The organism is Salinicoccus sp. Marseille-QA3875 (assembly GCF_054950095.1).
On the sequence record NZ_CM143103.1, the window covers coordinates 2,463,986 to 2,481,027 of the forward strand.

The 17,042-nt window shown below is 42.1% G+C and carries 16 protein-coding genes and 1 other RNA gene; 10 read left to right on the top strand and 7 right to left on the bottom strand.

What is annotated here, in order from left to right:
* The first annotated feature begins 15 nt into the window (after window positions 1-15).
* Window positions 16-1,137, top strand: a complete 1,122-nt coding sequence (locus ACY8DT_RS12485; RefSeq protein ID WP_462420638.1) for a glycerate kinase — start codon at window positions 16-18, stop codon at window positions 1,135-1,137.
* 65 nt (window positions 1,138-1,202) lie between these two features.
* On the opposite strand, the gene ACY8DT_RS12490 is transcribed toward ACY8DT_RS12485, so the two are convergent.
* From ACY8DT_RS12490 to ACY8DT_RS12500, 3 genes are read right to left on the bottom strand one after another with little or no spacing between them, the layout of a single operon-like run.
* Window positions 1,203-2,882, bottom strand: a complete 1,680-nt coding sequence (locus ACY8DT_RS12490) for a cbb3-type cytochrome c oxidase subunit I (protein ID WP_462420639.1) — start codon at window positions 2,880-2,882, stop codon at window positions 1,203-1,205.
* Complete coding sequence (locus ACY8DT_RS12495; RefSeq protein WP_462420640.1) at window positions 2,875-3,369, bottom strand: cupredoxin domain-containing protein; 495 nt, start codon at window positions 3,367-3,369, stop codon at window positions 2,875-2,877. Before ACY8DT_RS12495 ends, ACY8DT_RS12490 begins: the two co-directional genes overlap by 8 nt.
* A 15-nt stretch (window positions 3,370-3,384) precedes the next feature.
* On the bottom strand, window positions 3,385-3,549 hold the full coding sequence (locus ACY8DT_RS12500) for a cytochrome c oxidase subunit 2A (RefSeq protein WP_462420641.1): 165 nt from the start codon (window positions 3,547-3,549) through the stop codon (window positions 3,385-3,387).
* Between the two features lie 120 nt (window positions 3,550-3,669).
* Here ACY8DT_RS12500 and ACY8DT_RS12505 point away from each other — a divergent pair, with 120 nt between their 5' ends.
* Together ACY8DT_RS12505 and ssrS are read left to right on the top strand one after the other, a co-directional pair.
* The gene (locus tag ACY8DT_RS12505) at window positions 3,670-4,365 is read left to right on the top strand and encodes a Crp/Fnr family transcriptional regulator (protein WP_462420642.1); all 696 of its coding nucleotides are present in this window, start codon (window positions 3,670-3,672) and stop codon (window positions 4,363-4,365) included.
* 56 nt (window positions 4,366-4,421) lie between these two features.
* Window positions 4,422-4,614, top strand: a non-coding RNA gene (gene ssrS / locus ACY8DT_RS12510) — 6S RNA.
* 44 nt (window positions 4,615-4,658) lie between these two features.
* On the opposite strand, the gene ACY8DT_RS12515 is transcribed toward ssrS, so the two are convergent.
* On the bottom strand, window positions 4,659-5,936 hold the full coding sequence (locus ACY8DT_RS12515) for a replication-associated recombination protein A (protein ID WP_462420643.1): 1,278 nt from the start codon (window positions 5,934-5,936) through the stop codon (window positions 4,659-4,661).
* 89 nt (window positions 5,937-6,025) lie between these two features.
* On the opposite strand from ACY8DT_RS12515, the gene ACY8DT_RS12520 reads away from it, so the two are divergent.
* Both ACY8DT_RS12520 and ACY8DT_RS12525 read left to right on the top strand, forming a co-directional pair.
* Entirely contained in the window at window positions 6,026-6,442 is a 417-nt protein-coding gene (locus ACY8DT_RS12520) for an RrF2 family transcriptional regulator (protein WP_462420644.1), read from the top strand.
* Window positions 6,443-6,465: 23 nt separating this feature from the next.
* Window positions 6,466-8,148: an ABC1 kinase family protein gene (locus tag ACY8DT_RS12525; protein ID WP_462420645.1), complete on the top strand. Its 1,683-nt coding sequence runs from the start codon at window positions 6,466-6,468 to the stop codon at window positions 8,146-8,148.
* Between the two features lie 32 nt (window positions 8,149-8,180).
* Here ACY8DT_RS12525 and ACY8DT_RS12530 read toward each other — a convergent pair whose 3' ends face one another.
* A complete protein-coding gene (locus ACY8DT_RS12530; RefSeq protein WP_462420646.1) occupies window positions 8,181-9,542 on the bottom strand; it encodes an aspartate kinase in 1,362 nt (453 codons plus the stop codon).
* Between the two features lie 147 nt (window positions 9,543-9,689).
* Between ACY8DT_RS12530 and ACY8DT_RS12535 the strand changes: the two genes are divergently transcribed.
* The 3 genes from ACY8DT_RS12535 to thrB are packed head-to-tail and all read left to right on the top strand — an operon-like array spanning window position 9,690 to window position 12,826.
* Window positions 9,690-10,892: a homoserine dehydrogenase gene (locus ACY8DT_RS12535; RefSeq protein WP_462420647.1), complete on the top strand. Its 1,203-nt coding sequence runs from the start codon at window positions 9,690-9,692 to the stop codon at window positions 10,890-10,892.
* Window position 10,893: 1 nt separating this feature from the next.
* On the top strand, window positions 10,894-11,970 hold the full coding sequence (gene thrC, locus ACY8DT_RS12540; protein WP_462420648.1) for a threonine synthase: 1,077 nt from the start codon (window positions 10,894-10,896) through the stop codon (window positions 11,968-11,970).
* Window positions 11,954-12,826, top strand: a complete 873-nt coding sequence (gene thrB / locus ACY8DT_RS12545) for a homoserine kinase (RefSeq protein WP_462420649.1) — start codon at window positions 11,954-11,956, stop codon at window positions 12,824-12,826. Before thrC ends, thrB begins: the two co-directional genes overlap by 17 nt.
* Before the next feature lie 92 nt (window positions 12,827-12,918).
* On the opposite strand, the gene ACY8DT_RS12550 is transcribed toward thrB, so the two are convergent.
* The gene (locus ACY8DT_RS12550) at window positions 12,919-13,566 is read right to left on the bottom strand and encodes an endonuclease III domain-containing protein (RefSeq protein WP_462420650.1); all 648 of its coding nucleotides are present in this window, start codon (window positions 13,564-13,566) and stop codon (window positions 12,919-12,921) included.
* A 140-nt stretch (window positions 13,567-13,706) separates the two neighbouring features.
* Here ACY8DT_RS12550 and ACY8DT_RS12555 point away from each other — a divergent pair, with 140 nt between their 5' ends.
* On the top strand, window positions 13,707-14,471 hold the full coding sequence (locus ACY8DT_RS12555; RefSeq protein WP_462420651.1) for a 2OG-Fe dioxygenase family protein: 765 nt from the start codon (window positions 13,707-13,709) through the stop codon (window positions 14,469-14,471).
* A 264-nt stretch (window positions 14,472-14,735) separates the two neighbouring features.
* On the opposite strand, the gene ACY8DT_RS12560 is transcribed toward ACY8DT_RS12555, so the two are convergent.
* Window positions 14,736-15,737 (bottom strand): LLM class flavin-dependent oxidoreductase, encoded by a 1,002-nt coding sequence (locus ACY8DT_RS12560; RefSeq protein WP_462420652.1) that lies wholly within the window; start codon window positions 15,735-15,737, stop codon window positions 14,736-14,738.
* 148 nt (window positions 15,738-15,885) lie between these two features.
* Between ACY8DT_RS12560 and ACY8DT_RS12565 the strand changes: the two genes are divergently transcribed.
* The gene (locus ACY8DT_RS12565) at window positions 15,886-17,022 is read left to right on the top strand and encodes a cysteine desulfurase family protein (protein ID WP_462420653.1); all 1,137 of its coding nucleotides are present in this window, start codon (window positions 15,886-15,888) and stop codon (window positions 17,020-17,022) included.
* The last annotated feature ends 20 nt before the right edge of the window (window positions 17,023-17,042 follow it).

A 17,042-nucleotide genomic window follows, 5' to 3' on the forward strand; every position in this document is an offset into this window, starting at 1 on the left:
AGAGAGGGAATATATATGAAAATTATTGTAGCTCTTGATTCATTTAAAGGAAGTATGAGTTCCAGTGAATTGAATGCAGTGGTAAAAAAAAGGTTGAAAAAGCAGATCGACGATTTAGAATTAGTTGAAATTCCCATTTCAGATGGGGGGGAAGGTTTTTTAGAAAGTTATTCTCATAATAGTGAATTTAAAACTGTTGAGGTTATGGCCCATAATCCTCTAATGAAGAGAATAAAAACAACATATCTATTGAATAAGAACACTGGTATCGCAATTATAGAGTCTGCTGAAATTATCGGATTAGATAAGGTCGATAAACTAGAACCTCTTGAAGCTTCTTCCTTTGGGTTAGGAGAGGTCGTTTTAGATGCGGTAAGTAATGGTGCAAAAGAAATATTATTGGGTTTAGGTGGATCGGCAACTAATGATGCAGGAATAGGAATGTTGAAAGCTCTTAATTATGAATTTTTTGATGAAAACGATAATTTTATTGATATATGTCTATCTAATATGCATCTAGCTGCTTCGTTAAAATCGAAAGATAATAAATTAGATGAAGTTAATTTTAAAGCTATTACAGATGTTAAAAATATTTTTACAGGTGAGAATGGAGCATCAAATATATTTGGTCCACAAAAAGGATTAAGTGATAAAGATATTGAATATGTAGATAAACAATTTAAATTTTTTAATATGCTTTTGAAGAATGAATTAAATATTGATTTGGATAAAATAGAAGGAACTGGAGCTGCAGGAGGGATTAGTGGCTCTATGAAAGCATTTCTCGATGCAGAAATTCTACCAGGTATAGACTTTATATTAGAATCAGTAAATTTTGAAAAACATTGTGAAGACACCGATTTTATAATAACTGGGGAAGGAAGAATAGATCATCAATCCTTTTTCGGAAAAGTTATACAAGGTGTATCAGAAAAAGCCAGTCTGTATAATATACCGGTTATAGCCCTAGGTGGGAGTGTTGATACTCAGATGTTAAAACAAACTGAAGTATATCCAAGTATATTTTCTATTGTAAATGGACCTATAAACTTAGAAGATGCCATGGCAAAAGAAAACACTAGAACTAATCTTGATTTTACTGTTAAAAATATATGTATTTTAATGAATTTAAAATAATGATATATCATCATATAAATTAAGACGAAGATACCTATGAAATTGAGTATCTTCGTCTTAATTTTTTACCAGAGCTTAAAGCCTTTGGCCCCGGGTATATTTTCTGTAAACATCTGCGTAATAGGCACTGTATAGGCGATCAGCAGCAGGAAGACTGTAATGATGATCAGAACTCTCCAGTTTTCAACCCACTTGGTGGTTGGAACACTCTGGTCCATCATGGATGCTACAGGGAACTCCTCCACTTCTTCTGTTTTGAGTCCGGTCATCAGCTGGATGAACAGGATGACTGCAATGACGATGGCGACGAAGAGGAATATACCGCCGACTGCCTGCAAGATCTGATAGGTGATCCATTCCTCTGCGATGCCTGCTCCCCCGTACTCTGAGAAAGTTGAACGTCTTGGCGCACCTCTTAAACCTGCAAAGTGCATTGCTGCTGACATCAATCCCATTCCGAATGTCCATGTATATCCAAGATAGAGTCCCATATTATTCAACTGTTTTGTTATTTTGCGCCCTGTGATGTGAGGCAGCAGGAACATCATTATTCCGAAGTAAGTCAGTATAACCGGTGCACCGACAGTGATATGGAAGTGTCCGACCACCCAGATGGTATTATGCACCAGCTGGTTCATCTGTCCAGAAGCGTTAATGATACCGCCGATGCCACCTGGAATGAAGAACAGCATGCCGAGGAACGGCAGTACAAACCTGGCGTCTGTCCATGGCAGTTTTTTAAACCAATCCAGAATGCCTGTCGCACCCAGCTTACGGCCGTGTGTCTCAAATACAGCGAATAAACTGAATGCTGTCATCAGGGAAGGAACAATAACTGCGAAAGTCAAAACGACCTGCAATCCTTTCCAAAATGCATCTATACCCGGCTCAGTCAACTGGTGGTGTATACCAACAGGAATACTGAAGAATAAAAACAGCACGAAACTCATACGTGCAAGATTATCTGAAAATCCTTTCGTTCCAAGTACTTTAGGAACGACTACATACCAGGCCATATAAGCGGGCAGCAGCCAGAAATATACAAGAGCATGACCGAACATCCAGAACAGTGTACGGCTCAATGAAACGTTGATGGTTTCCACTATGCCGAGTGACCACGGGATGTACTGGAAGATGACTGACATTGAAACACCTATGGTACAGACGAGCCACATGACATTGTTCACTGATGCCATAAAGCTGAGAAGCGGTGTTTTGTGACCTTTGAATTCTTTTCTCCATCTGAAGTATCTCATCAATTGACCTGCAACCGAGAACCATGTCCCGACAATGATTACAGCAAGTGCTATGTAATAGAGTGCATGTGCCTGAAGCGGCGCGTAGAACGTATAAAGTACAGATGCTTCATTCGTTGCTATCATTGCTGCGGCAACGAGAGTACCGGCAGACATCATCCAGAAGCCGATCCAGCCCAGCTTTCTTTCCCTGTCGTTGAAAGCACCGGCAGAACGTGAAAGTGATGCGATCTGGAAGCCCATTATAAAGAAGAAAGTCAATACAAGCGCGAGAATCACTCCGTGTAAAGTGAGAAGCTGATAATAGCCGATTCCAAAAGGCAGTTCAACCATACCTGATCGGACGAGTGTCTGCAGCATTCCTGCAGTCCCTCCGATAAACAACGCGAAAATGACCCATATCATATTTGCAAGAACTAATTTACCATCTTTTGCATCCACCCGATTGTTGAGGGAAAATAAATTGTCCGGATGTATATTTTTACTCATTGTCTTCAGCACCTCCATCGACGACTTTTATTGTGGATGTCATATCAGTATGTCCGACACCGCAATATTCATTACAGACAATCAGAAATTCACCGGTCTTATCAAAGTTAGCACCATATGTAGAAACAAGTCCGGGTTCCACCATCATATTGATGTTTGTATTGACGACCTGGAAGCCATGGACAACATCGGTCGTTACGACTTGCACTTTCACTCTCGACCCTTGTGGAATCTCGACTTCAGCCGGTTCATAACGGAAAGCACTGGCTACAAAATATAAATTATAGTCGTATTCATCATCCTCAGATTCATGAAGTCCCGGCTCTGCAAATCTTGCATCATCTCTTACATATTCAGGGTTGATCGTCTCAATCCCACTTGCTGCAGGGGTATGTCCCGCGTGTACAGCAGAAACACCAAGGATGACGAGGAAAATAATCAGAGATCCGGTTCCCACACTCATCCATATTTTTTCAAACTTATGCATTTTTAATCATCCTCTCTACATTCTTCCTAAAAATAGTATGAAAGCACCGAACCAGCTGACGAATATCAGACCGCCGAGAAACATTACCATCATAAATGTTCCCCGCAGATCCAGTTTTGAGTGATCTACATCGTGAGTTTCAAGGTTATCATGGCTTTTTTCAACATTTTTATCAGTCATTATTTCACTCCTAAATAATAATTAATCTTAATTAAGATGTTAAATAAAATTGTCAAATAAAAAAGTGATAAAAGTCACAATTTATGATAATATTTTAATTAAGAAGGCGGGGCGGTTGATGTGAAGACTGAACTTACATTTAAACCTGAATCAGTAGTGAGACTGTTAAAGGAAAAAGGCAAAAGGATGACTTTAGAGAAAGGTGAATATGTTTTCCACCCGGGGGATCCTGCGAGATATGTCTATTGTTTGGAAGAGGGCGAAGTTTTCATCAGCAGAATGCAGGAAGACGGCCGGGAGATGGTCACGAATTACTTGTCGGATGATGCAGTTTTTGGAGCTCTGACTCTTCATTCTTTGAATAAAGAACACACTACTTACGCAAAAGTGAAAAAAGACTGCATATTGTATAAATACGAAAAAAGACAATTTGAACAGTTCATATTCACCAATGAAAATATTAAGATGGAATGGCTTCAGTGGCTGGATATCGACAGAGACAGAAATTCCTCAAAGATGAGAGATCTTCTGCTGTACGGGAAACAGGGCGCATTGCAGTCAGTTCTGATACGGCTGACGAATTCTTTCGGTGTGAATGTTGAAGATGGCATACTGATCAATACACAGTTGACCAATCAGGAACTTGCAGGGTTATGCGGTACTTCAAGAGAAGTGGTCAATAGAATGCTGTCAGATTTGAAGAAGCAGAAAGTGATTAAAGTGGAACGTAAATTCATAACCGTTCTTGATATGGATGTTCTGCGGAGTAATATCAACTGTGACAGATGCACCATTGATATCTGTCAGATATTTTAATAAAAAATCATTTTGCTTCTCAAAATTTCAGAGGTATGGTATAGTATATTTAATAGAAATATCTGAGAGGTTCGTGATGTGTTGAATTAAATTTTGACCTAACACCTTTTAAATCGGGAGTCTAATAGGTTTTCCTTCAAAAAACACGCCTAGACATTTAGGACGTTTGGAGTTGGAAACAGGACACCCACCTGCACTTAGCAGGCCAAAATTATCAGCTGAAACACACGGCTTTAGCTTGGATATTTCGAAAATTAAGCACCGGCTGCATCTGCGGCCGGTGCTTTTTTATACTATTTTTTATTAAAGAATGATTTTGTTTTTGAGTATATCTCGTTCAGCTGCGCTTCGTACTTAGTGTTTTTCGTCGGCATGAAATATTCTCTGTTCATAAGAGTGTCAGGTAAATATTGCTGTCGGACGATGTTGTTGGGGAAATTGTGCGGGTACTGATATCCGACGGCGTTGCCCAACTTTTCCGCACTTCTGTAATGCCCGTCTTTCAGGTGCTTCGGGACGGTGCCGGATTTACCTTTTCTGATGTCTGCGAGAGCATTGTCGATACTCTTATATGCGCTGTTGGATTTTGGAGACAGTGCAAGTTCTATTACAGCATTTGCGAGCGGTATTCTGGCTTCAGGAAAACCCAGACGTTCGGCGGAGATGATCGCATTCAAAGTACGTGTAGCAAGCTGCGGGTTTGCGAGGCCGATATCTTCATAGGCGATGACCAGGAGTCTCCGTGCGATTGTAACGAGGTCGCCTGCTTCTATCAGTCTCGCCAAATAGTGGAGACTTGCATTCACATCGCTTCCTCTGATCGATTTCTGGAAGCCGCTCATCACGTCATAATGGGCATCTCCGTCCTTATCGTGTAGAAATGCAGTCTGCTGCATACAGGCTTTCGCATCATCCAGTGTAATGTGCACGACATCATCAACAGGCTTTGTGCTGAGCGCAGCGAGTTCGAGAGCATTGAGTGCACTTCTTACATCTCCCTGGGAAGATAAAGTGAAATGATCCATGGCATCCTCATCAATTTCAATATTCAAATTGCCGAGCCCGCGTTCACTGTCTTCGAGTGCCCGTGAAACCGCAAGTTTCACATCCTCTGTATCCAGCAGATCCAGTTCGAATATCTGCGTTCTCGATCTGATGGCAGGATTGATTGCGTGATACGGGTTGGAAGTGGTGGCACCAATTAAAATAATGGTGCCTTTTTCCAGATGCGGAAGGAGAAAATCCTGTTTCGCCTTATCAAGACGATGGATTTCATCCAGCAGAAGTATTACCGTTCCGCTCATCTTCCCTTCTTCGACAATCTGCTGCATATCTTTTTTTGTATTTGAAACTGCATTCAAAGTTCTGAACATGTATTTTGTAGAACCCGCAATGGCACTTGCAATACTGGTTTTTCCGATTCCGGGAGGGCCGTATAAAATCATGGAGGAGAGCCTTTTGGCATCCACCATGCGTCTGATGATACCGCCTTCTCCTACCAGATGTTTCTGTGAAATCACTTCATCTATTGTTCTTGGACGCATGCGATAACTTAATGGTTGTGTCGTCATATTTTCACCCAACTGTTTTATTATGATATATTTAATATATTACAACAAAAATCAACTTATTAAAAAGTTTAGATATTTAGAGGTGTATTATGAAAATATCAACACGTGGCAGATATGGACTATATTTTATGCTGGCACTTGCCAGAGACTACGATGAAAAAAGAAGAAGTGTGAAATCTGTAGCAACTGAACGAGGAATCAGTGATTTATATTTAGAGCAGATTGTAGCCAGTTTGAAGAAAGATGATTTGGTGAAGAGTACAAGGGGAGCGTATGGCGGTTATGAGCTCAACCATCCTCCTGAAGAGATTACTGTAGGACAAATTTTTAAAACGGTCGAAGAAAACATCGTTGCTGTAGAAAGTGATGAAAAAGACAGTAAGAATGAAAGATTTTTATGGGGCAGAATCAGAGATGCAATCAGTGATGTACTGGACCATACGACTTTAAAAGATATGGTGGATTATGACGGCGAGGGGCTTGACGATTATATGTTTCATATTTAAATAATTATTTCTGGAGTTTTTATATGATAATAAAAAAACGTATTGAATATATAAACCGGTACAGGGAAATTGCCATTAATTTCTCATCCGCCGGATTTGGCTTTCTTGTTGAAGAGCTTGGACTGGATGAGCTGTTAAGCCTGCCAAAAAGGATCATATTAAGACAGGCTAAAAGCGATGATGAAAAATCCAGAGGCGAACGCATACGCATTTTCATTGAAGAGATGGGCACAACTTTCATAAAGCTGGGGCAGATTGCCAGTACAAGGCCGGATCTGATACCGATAGACATCATCGACGAACTCGAAAAACTTCAAAGTGATGTTCCACCTTTCAATTTCGAAGATGTGAAGAAAGTGATAGAGGACTCTTTAGACGTTAAAATTGAAGATGTCTTCCTGTCGATCGAAGAAACACCGATTGGTTCAGCATCAACGGGCCAGGTGCATAAGGCGGTGACCATAGAAGGCGAGACGGTGGCAGTCAAAGTCCAACGCCCGAATATAGAGAGAAGGGTCCGTACAGACCTGGAAATACTGCATCACCTTGCAACGCTTGCTGAGCAGCGTATGGAATGGGCGAGACGCTATCATCTTACCGATATGATCGAAGAGTTTTCAGAAGCGATTCTTGATGAGCTTGATTATACGATTGAAGCGAATAATGCGGATAAAATCCGAAAGCAATTTGAACACGACAGTCAGATTAAAATTCCGGAAATGATGAGGGAGTTGTCAACGAAGAATGTCCTTGTCATGGAATTCATTGACGGCATACCCATCAACCACCACACGGAACTGGAGGCGCGTGGCTACTCCAGGGAAGTGCTGGCAGAGCGGCTCACAAATGCAGTCTTTCATCAGATTATCATCGAAGGCTTCTTTCACGGCGACCCGCATCCGGGGAACGTCAGCGTGCTTGAAGATGAGACAATCGCCCTCATGGATTTTGGAATGGTCGGCAGACTTTCTCAGGATATGAAATACAATTTCGGAACACTGCTGATCGGGATGATGAGAAAAGATGCCTCAGGCGTCGTCAAAGCCATTGTTAAAATGGGGGTGGTGCCGACGGGGGTCGAGATGAATGTACTGAACCGTGATGCCGAAAAATTGAGAGATAAATATTACGATATTCCGCTCAGTTATTTGAACATCGGTGAAGCGGTCCAGGATATTTTCCAAATCGCAAATAAACACCGGATCGGCCTGCCGCAGGACTTCACAATTCTCGGGAAATCAATCATTACATTGGAAAGTGTGGTCAGCAGCCTGGATCCGGAGTTCAGTATCATGGATGTCGCCGAACCATTCGGCAGACTGCTGGTAAAAGAAAAATATGATCCGCGGAACATTGCTTCCAGAGCATATAATAATTTGCAGGATGTCAGTGATACTGCTGTGGATGTATCAAATAATCTGAAGATTTTTTCAGACTCACTGCGTGAGAAGAAAGTGCCTGTTCAACTGTCACTAAGACGTTTTGAAGAACTGTTCAGAAGGATGGACCGGATCGGTAACAGACTATCTTTCAGTATCGTCCTGCTGTCTTTCAGCATCATAATGGTCGGCTTGATTGTCGGCGCTGCAATTGCAGGACAGACGACGGTGATATGGCAGATACCGGCGATTGAAATCGGCTTTGTACTTGCGGTTTTTTTATTTCTCGGACTGTTGTATTCGATATTCAAGTCCGGACGGTTTTAAAAGAGGTATCCAAAATTTGGATACCTCTTTTTCTAATCTATATCAGTGAAATACTCATTATATACAGCATTCAATGCTTTTTGATATTCACTCATTTTCACTGCGAACACCATACTCGATTCAGAAGATCCCTGATTCATCATTCTGATATTGATGCCATTTTCGGTCAATGCTTTAGTCGCTTTGTTTGCGAGACCGACAGTATACTCCATGCCTTCACCTACAATGACGAGCAGAGCAAGATTTTCTTCTATTTCCACCCATTCTGGTTCAAGCTGATCATTGATATCTTCCAAAAGCTGCTTGGTTTTAGTTTTTCCGCCCAGATTTTTACCACGGACGATGATTGAGATGTTATCAATACCTGAAGGCATGTGCTCCACCGATACTTGGTGATTTTCAAAAATCTGCAGAAGCTTTCTGATATAGCCGACCTGTCTGTTCATCAAGTAGTCTTTAACCGAAATTGCAGTAAAATTCACATCACAGCTGATGCCTATGACAGGTATATCTTTTAAAAGTTCTCTTTTGGCAACAATTTTTGTACCTTCGATTTCAGGTGCATTCGTATTTTTAATCATGACCGGAATCTGCACCTGGTAGAGCGGTTCCAGGGCTTCATCGTGAAATATACCGAATCCTGAATATGACAATTCACGCATTTCACGATATGTCAGTTCCTCGATTGCATGCGGATTGTCGATGAATCCGGGATGGGCGGAGTAAATGTGGCTCTGGTCTGTGTAGTTTTCATAGATTTCAGCTCCAAGACCACGCGCGACGATTGCGCCGGATATATCTGAGCCGCCTCTCGGGAATGTCACTATATTATCATATCTCGAGATGCCGAAGAATCCGGGTATCACTACAACTTCCTCTGAATTTTTCAACTTGCCGATATTATCATAAGATTCATTGATCAGATGGGCATTGCTCGGCTCATCAGTCACTAGTATACCTGCATCTTTTGGTGAATAATATTTTGCAGGTGTGCCCTGCAGTGTCAAGTATTGTGCGAGCATCTGGGCATTGAAGTCTTCACCACATGATTTCAATGCATCGAGCAGTCTGTCATTATCCGGGATATTCTCAAGATATGAAAGGATCGTCTTTCTGAATTTATCAAGAAGGTCGAAGTCGATTTCCAGACCGGTGATGATTTCCTCATAGCGGCTCAATATTGCATCGAGTGCTTCATTGTATGGTAATCCCGTTATTTTGTTGGCATGAAGCGCAATCAGTAAATCGGTCACTTTAATATCGTCTTCAAATCTTTTGCCCGGTGCGCTGACGACGACGGCACCGATATCACTGTCATTCTGAATGATTTTGGAAACTTTTTTGAGTTGTGTTGATGATGACAGGGAACTGCCACCGAATTTTGCTACTTTCACATGCAGACATCCTTTAACTGAATTTTAGAACTAATAATACATTAAAAGTCAGGAATTGTGTAGACTAAATCATTATTTTCTTGAATTTTTCAACTTTTCACTCTAATATGGATAGTTATAAAGTATTTAAATGGAGGATTCTAGCTTATGAAAATTGCTGTCTTGGGAATGGGCACTGTGGGAACTGGTGTCGTTAATGTATTGAATACTAATAAAGAGAAAATTAAATCATTACTTGGTGAGGATGTGACGATCACCCACGTACTTGCAAAAAATACTGACAAAGCACGTGATATTGATCTATCAGGTATTCACCTTACAGATGATGTTGAAGAAATTTATAATGCGGATATTGATGCCGTAATAGAAGTGATGGGCGGTATTGACGATACCTATGAAATCATACTTCAATTTTTGAAAAATAGAATCCATGTTGTCACTGCCAATAAAGATCTGCTTGCCGAAAGAATCGACGATCTTGTTGCAGTTGCAAACGATAATGATGTTCATTTGAATTATGAAGCAAGTGTAGCGGGCGGAGTACCGATCATCAGGACGATTGAAAACTCCCTCAATGCAAACCAGATTTCAGAAGTGATGGGTATTTTAAATGGTACAACCAACTATATACTCACTAAGATGACCATCGATGGATGGACATATGATGATGCTCTGGAAGATGCAAAAGCAAAAGGGTATGCAGAAGCCGATCCGACAAATGATGTCGAAGGTATCGATGCACTGAGAAAAATCGTTTTATTATCAAGATTATCCTTCAATAAAAAAGTCGATATTAATAATGTACCGAGCATCGGGATTTCAAAAGTCGAAAGCGTGGATATCCAAATTGCGAAGGACCTCGGCTATATTATGAAACTTGTCGGCATAGGCAAGTTCAGTGACAGCCTGAGTGCGAGTGTGGAGCCCATCTTTTTCAAAGCAGATCATCAGCTTGCATCTGTGAACTATGAAAAGAACGCAGTGTATGTCATCGGTAACGCAGTCGGAGAGACGATGTACTACGGACCGGGTGCCGGAAGTCTTGAAACGGCAAGTGCGGTTGTTTCCGACTTGATAGATGTCTTAACATCGCCAGTGAGAGGCAACTTCGCACCTTCAGAAGAAGCGGTCATTCAAAATGAAGACGTCGAATACCAGTATTATCTGCGTTTCAATGACGATGAAGATGCAGTGACAACTGCTTTGAATAAAGCGGGCATAGACTACGAAATCAACAATGAAAATGAAAATATTGTTGCAATCACTGGGAAAGTGAATAAAAATCAATTGGGTGAAGCACTCGGCAGTTTGGAAGTCGCGGCTGAATATCCTGTCATAGGAGATGAATAGAATGGCGTACTGGAAAGGTTTACTAGAAGAATTCAAAGAGTATTTGCCGGTTACAGAAAATACACCGGAATTATCATTGCAGGAAGGCAATACGCCATTGATTCCACTGAATTCAATCAGTGAGCAATATAACATCAATGCCTTTGCAAAATTCGAAGGCTTGAATCCCACCGGATCATTCAAGGACCGCGGCATGGTACTTGCAGTCGCAAAAGCGAAAGAGGAAGGTGCACACACCGTCATCTGCGCTTCTACGGGTAACACATCCGCTTCAGCAGCCGCTTATGCATCCAGACTCGGGCTGAATACAATCGTCGTCATTCCTGAAGGGAAGGTTGCACTGGGTAAAATTGCGCAGGCGATCATCTATGGTGCAAAAATCGTGTCCATTCAGGGGAACTTTGATGATGCACTTAAAATCGTGCGCAGAGTCGCAGAGAACAATGAAGGCATCACTTTGGTAAACTCTGTGAACCCATACAGAATCGAATGTCAGAAGACATCGTCATTTGAAATTGTCGATGCACTGGATGATGGGCCGGACTATCTCTTTATTCCTGTCGGCAATGCGGGGAATATATCAGCTTATTGGAAAGGTTTTAAAGAGTATAATGAGAAAAAAGGGTCCAAACTGCCTAAGATGTTCGGTTATGAAGCAGAAGGCTCTGCAGCGATTACCAGGAATAAGATTATAGAAGCCCCTGAAACAGTGGGGACGGCTATAAGAATCGGCAACCCGACGAGCTGGAATCTGGCGACGGATGCGCGTGATGAGTCCGGCGGAATCATCGACTCAGTGACAGATGATGAAATTTTAAGTGCATACAGCATGCTTGGCCGTAAAGAAGGTATCTTTGCAGAGCCGGGTTCAAACGCAAGTATCGCAGGACTGCTCAAAGCACTCTCTGAAGGTAAAGTGGAAGAGGGCAGCACAGTTGTTACAGTATTGACGGGTAACGGTCTTAAAGACCCGCAGACTGCCATGGACGAAGCAGCTGTCCAGCCTAAAGTGCTCCCGAATGATGAAGAAGCAGTCATCGAATATATTGAAAGCCTGAAAAATGATGAAACAGATTAATTTAAGCATCCCGGCGACAAGTGCCAATCTTGGACTGGGGTTTGACTCCATCGGTGTTGCAGTCACAAAGTTTTTAAAGATCAGAGCGTATGAAAATCATGAATTCAAAGTCGAATTTTTAAACCCTGAGTTGGATATACTGCCGCCGGGCGAGGATAATCTGGTGATTTCAACTGCGAAGAGCATCGCCCGTAAATATAATAAAGAGATGCCGCCTGTAAGAGTGGAGATGGACAGTGAAATTCCACTTGCCCATGGTCTTGGCAGTTCATCATCCGCAATTGTTGCAGGGATCGAAGTGGCAGCTTATTTCTGTGATCTGGATTTATCAGACCATGATAAGATCATGCTCGGCTGTGATATTGAAGGCCATCCGGATAATATCGGGCCATGCATTACAGGCGGTGTATTCGTCGGTTATTATAATCAGGGTGAACTATATTATCATGTACTGAATGATATCGATTTTTCCCTCATCATTTCCGTTCCGAACTATATGATCAACACGAACGAGGCGAGAAAGGCACTGCCGGATTCATATTCAAGAGAGACGGCGGTGAATCAGAACGCAATTAACAACGTTATGTTGTTCTCTTTATTCAATAAAGAATATGTGGAGATGGGCAGACTGATGATGAAAGACCAGTTCCATGAAATCTACCGCAGACCTCTGATCAAGGAATTTGATGATATTAAAGAGGGTGCACTCCGAAAAGATGCGTATGCCACTGTCATCAGCGGTGCAGGGCCGAGCGTCATGACACTTTGCGCCAAAGAGGATGTACAGGAGATCATTGCGGAATTGAATAAAATCGACAATGTCGAACATGAAGAACTTGAAATCTATACAAAATAACAGGCGGAGTGCCTGTTATTTTTATTTGTACGGAGTTTTGATTGTGGCTTTCAAGTAAATTGGGATTTCAATATAAAAATGACTGTCCATCATCATTTCTTCGTGTCGTCTTCAGTATATTCCAAGTCTTTATAGAGTTGAGGATACTTTCTGCAGTCCGGATTTCTCGGTGTACAGACTTCACGGCCGAAGGAAATCATGGACTGATGAACACGACCCCAGTATTCAGACGGGATTATTTCAGTTACCCGTGCTTCGATTTGGGCTGGTGTGGCATTTTCCGGGACGATTTTGTGATGCCTGCACACCCGTGCGACATGTGTATCCACAGCAAAAGCATCTTCGCCGAACGCCACGCTCAGCATGATATTTGCAGACTTTGGTCCAATACCGGACAGAGTCCGCAGTTCCTTTTTCGTCATTGGCACTTCTCCGCCAAAGTTTTCAAGCAGCTGCCTGCTGCTTGAAAAAATGTAGCGGGCTTTATTTTTATAAAGTCCGACTGACCGGATGTACGTTTCAATTTCCTCAGGTGAGGATTGGACGACCGCTTCCGGATCTGGATAGCGTTCAAAAAGACGATCCCTGATTTTCCGGATGGAAGCATCGGTCGCCTGGGCGCTTAAAATAACGACCATCAGCAGTTTGAATGGATGATCATAGCGCATGCTCGGTACTGCGTCCGGATACAGTTTCATGATTTCATAAATAACATGCTGTGCAGATTCATCAGTGAGCATGTCTTTCACTCCTTTAATATTTTATGTTCAATATAGCACCGCGGGTTTAATTGCGATGTGTTTATCATCACGCATTCGGTTTATTTTCATTTTATGATAAAATGATTTATCGACAACACATTGTAAAGGGACGATTAAATATGAGTCAGTTAAAAGATAAAGGTTATGCAATATATGATTATATGGATGCCCTCCACTATGAGGGGATTGAAAAGGACTATGAGGAAATACTCAGCTATTTTGAAGGCTTGCCGATCGACGACTACGCACCTGAACTCAATCGTTACAGAAGATATTCACGTGCGCTTGTACTGCCTTCATCGGGCAATATAGAGTGGTTGCCGAATGTGAACCGGGACGGCAATGAGTATGCCGCTTACTTCCAGGGCAAATTCAATCCTGAGCATCCAGGTTCTTACCGTGAATTTCATTCAATCGATTCAGATATACGTGAAAATAAACTGCTTAAGGAAATCATCATGGCAAATTATCATGAAACGTTTTGGCAGGAAGAAGATAAGATCATGCCGATACACGTCGGTGTGCATTTTGTGAAACTTATGGTGGATAATGATGAAGATAAAGCGGTATCCTCACCCGACTGTCTGCATCAGGACGGTGAACCCTTTACATTCGCTCATCTGATTGAGAGGAAGAATGTCAAAGGCGGCACCAATGCGATAGGTATACCCGAAGTCAGAGGCGAACAGCCGTACGAAGTCGATGGCAAAGACTTACATGAGGTTTTCGAAATTTCCAAACCGCTCGAAACATATGGGGTGGATGACTCAGCAGTCAGCCACTATGTCGGACCGGTCATGAAAGGTCCGGAAGATGGCGCAGCAGTCAGGTCAGTCATTCTGATTGATTATCAGCTGACGGTCGTAGCCGATATGGATGAGTAGAATAAAAAGCTGCAGGCGACTGATTAAAGTCGTCTGCAGCTTTTTTTGATATTGTAAAAGTCTTTTTGGAACGAGTATATGTTGGATTTTATATCCTTGACTCGTTTTTGTGCTGGAAATCCGAGCACAGTCTGATTCTAGGTGGACATGCTCGTTTTAAAGCTCAAATTTCCGAGCATGCCCATGTTTTCAGGTGACTTACACGTTTTCAAGCTCCGAGTTCCGATTACAACCTTATTTCAAAGCAGCATACTCGTATCCAGACTACTCTGCATTAAATTTTTCAACGAGTTCTTCGAATAAATCATAAGACTTCTTCAGGTCATCCATGTCATATATGTATGACACAGCCATGATTTCATCGACATTGAACTGGCTCTGGAACAGTCTCAGTTCTTCCATTGCTTTTTCCTTGCTGCCGGAAAACGCAATTGGGAATTGTGACTTAACTGCCTGTTCTTCTCTCGGTGACCATCTGTCTGCCATGTTTTCTACCGGTTTAGGCAGCTGGCCGCGTGTGTTTCTGATCAGGTTCAGGATATTTTGGTAGTGGGTTGTTTTAATGAACTCCGCTTGTTCGTTCGTATCTGCCATGATGACGTTCAGACTCGCCATCTTATATGGCTTATCCAACTGGTTGGAAGGTTTGAAGTTGTCTTCATATATTTTAAAAGCATTTTCCATCTGTGCCGGTGCAAAGTGTGCGGCGAATGCATAAGGCAGGCCGAGGTCTGCAGCGATGTGTGCAGAGTCCGTTGACGATCCAAGTACATATAATGGGATTTCCGTCCCCTGTCCCGGATAGGCGATAACATGTGTCGGCACCGTAGATAAATATCTTTTCAACTCTTCAATTTCACTTTTAAAGGAGAATACGCCGTCATGGTTGCTTCTCCGGATGGCGTTTGCCGTTGCCATGTCCGTCCCCGGGGCACGTCCGAGTCCGAGGTCCAGACGGTCTCCGTAAATGGCATGCATCGTTCCGAATTCTTCTGCCACAACGAGCGGTGCATGGTTTGGCAACATGACACCGCCGCTCCCGACTCTGAGATTTTTCGTATGTTCCAAAATATGTTTGATTAAAATTCTTGTAGCAGATGAAGCGATTGAAGTCATATTATGATGTTCAGAAATCCAGTATCTCTGATAATTCGACCCATCGATGTGCGCTGCGAGCTCGACCATGTCCTCAATGGCTTGTGTTGCGTTGGTTCCTGCCCTGACGGGAACCAGATTGAGTGCTGAAATATTTAACTTTTTAGACATTCTTTCATCTCCTGTTTTTATTATCTATTAAAAGTGTACAAATATATATGCATTTTAGCTAATGATTGATTTCAAACATTATAATTTTATATTGAAACATGTTAGAATATATTAGTTAATAATTTAATTGTTGATAAGGGTGAATAAAATGTCAGTTTATGTCGATTATGCAGCCACTACGCCATTTGATAAAGAGATACTCGAAGAAGTCGCGGGTAACGCAGAAAGTTTCGGAAATCCTTCAAGCATCCACCGTATAGGCAAAGATGCCAAGGCGGACCTGCAGAAGCACCGCAGGAAGATTGCGGAGTCCATCAATGCGAAACCGAATGAAATCATTTTGACCAGTGGGGCGACGGAAGCAAATAACCTTGCGATTAAAGGGATTGCCGCACAACATGATAAACCGCATTTTATTACAACTGACATTGAACATGCTTCCGTAAGGACCACTTATCAGAATTTAAGTGAAGAATATGACGTGACGTTCCTGTCTGCAAAAGAAAATGGACAGATTGATGCTGAAGAGTTGAAAAGCAGCCTGAAAAGTAATACAGTATTGGTCTCGATCATGATGGTAAACAATGAAACCGGCAGCATGCAGCCTGTCTTTGAAATTGCCGAAGCATTGAAAGAGAGTAAAGCTCTGCTTCATGTAGATGCTGTACAGGGCTTCGGACACATGGACATCGATGTCGAGACTATCGGAGCAGACCTTCTGACGCTGAGCGGGCATAAGATATACGGGCCGAAAGGCATCGGTCTTCTGTATTTGAAAGAAGGCATAAAACTGTCCGCGCAGATGACCGGCGGGTCACACGAATTATCCAGACGTGCCGGCACTGAGAATATTATGTGGATACATGCATTCAGCCTTGCTCTGGAGAAGGCAGCCGCCGAGCGTTCAAAAAGAACGATCAAGGAGATGCAGTTGAAAGAGCGGTTTTTAAACGAACTGACTGAGAAAAAAATCCCTTTTGAAGTGAACGGGGATGTCAATAATCAATCGAGTCACATTATAAATATATACTTCCACTGGACCGAAGCTGAATTTCTGCTGACGGCGCTCGACATGGCAGGCATTTATGTATCAGCAGGTTCTGCGTGCAACGCGGGGACAGTACAGCCGTCCCATGTAATACAGTCGATGTACAAAAATGAGAATAGAGCGCTGCAGTCCATCCGCTTCAGTTTTTCACATTTGATGGAAGAAGAAGATATATCAGAAATTGTAAACCAGCTGGAGAAGATTTATCACAGGCTGTATGAAAGAGAAATGATCTAGATAAGAAAGGAATGTATTGA

Coding starts and splice junctions, on each gene's coding strand:
- ACY8DT_RS12485 (WP_462420638.1), top strand. CDS start 16: ATGAAAATTATTGTAGCTCTTGATTCATTTAAAGGAAGTATGAGTTCC.
- ACY8DT_RS12490 (WP_462420639.1), bottom strand. CDS start 2,882: ATGAGTAAAAATATACATCCGGACAATTTATTTTCCCTCAACAATCGG.
- ACY8DT_RS12495 (WP_462420640.1), bottom strand. CDS start 3,369: ATGCATAAGTTTGAAAAAATATGGATGAGTGTGGGAACCGGATCTCTG.
- ACY8DT_RS12500 (WP_462420641.1), bottom strand. CDS start 3,549: ATGACTGATAAAAATGTTGAAAAAAGCCATGATAACCTTGAAACTCAC.
- ACY8DT_RS12515 (WP_462420643.1), bottom strand. CDS start 5,936: ATGACGACACAACCATTAAGTTATCGCATGCGTCCAAGAACAATAGAT.
- ACY8DT_RS12520 (WP_462420644.1), top strand. CDS start 6,026: ATGAAAATATCAACACGTGGCAGATATGGACTATATTTTATGCTGGCA.
- ACY8DT_RS12525 (WP_462420645.1), top strand. CDS start 6,466: ATGATAATAAAAAAACGTATTGAATATATAAACCGGTACAGGGAAATT.
- ACY8DT_RS12535 (WP_462420647.1), top strand. CDS start 9,690: ATGAAAATTGCTGTCTTGGGAATGGGCACTGTGGGAACTGGTGTCGTT.
- thrC (WP_462420648.1), top strand. CDS start 10,894: ATGGCGTACTGGAAAGGTTTACTAGAAGAATTCAAAGAGTATTTGCCG.
- thrB (WP_462420649.1), top strand. CDS start 11,954: ATGATGAAACAGATTAATTTAAGCATCCCGGCGACAAGTGCCAATCTT.
- ACY8DT_RS12550 (WP_462420650.1), bottom strand. CDS start 13,566: ATGCTCACTGATGAATCTGCACAGCATGTTATTTATGAAATCATGAAA.
- ACY8DT_RS12555 (WP_462420651.1), top strand. CDS start 13,707: ATGAGTCAGTTAAAAGATAAAGGTTATGCAATATATGATTATATGGAT.
- ACY8DT_RS12560 (WP_462420652.1), bottom strand. CDS start 15,737: ATGTCTAAAAAGTTAAATATTTCAGCACTCAATCTGGTTCCCGTCAGG.
- ACY8DT_RS12565 (WP_462420653.1), top strand. CDS start 15,886: ATGTCAGTTTATGTCGATTATGCAGCCACTACGCCATTTGATAAAGAG.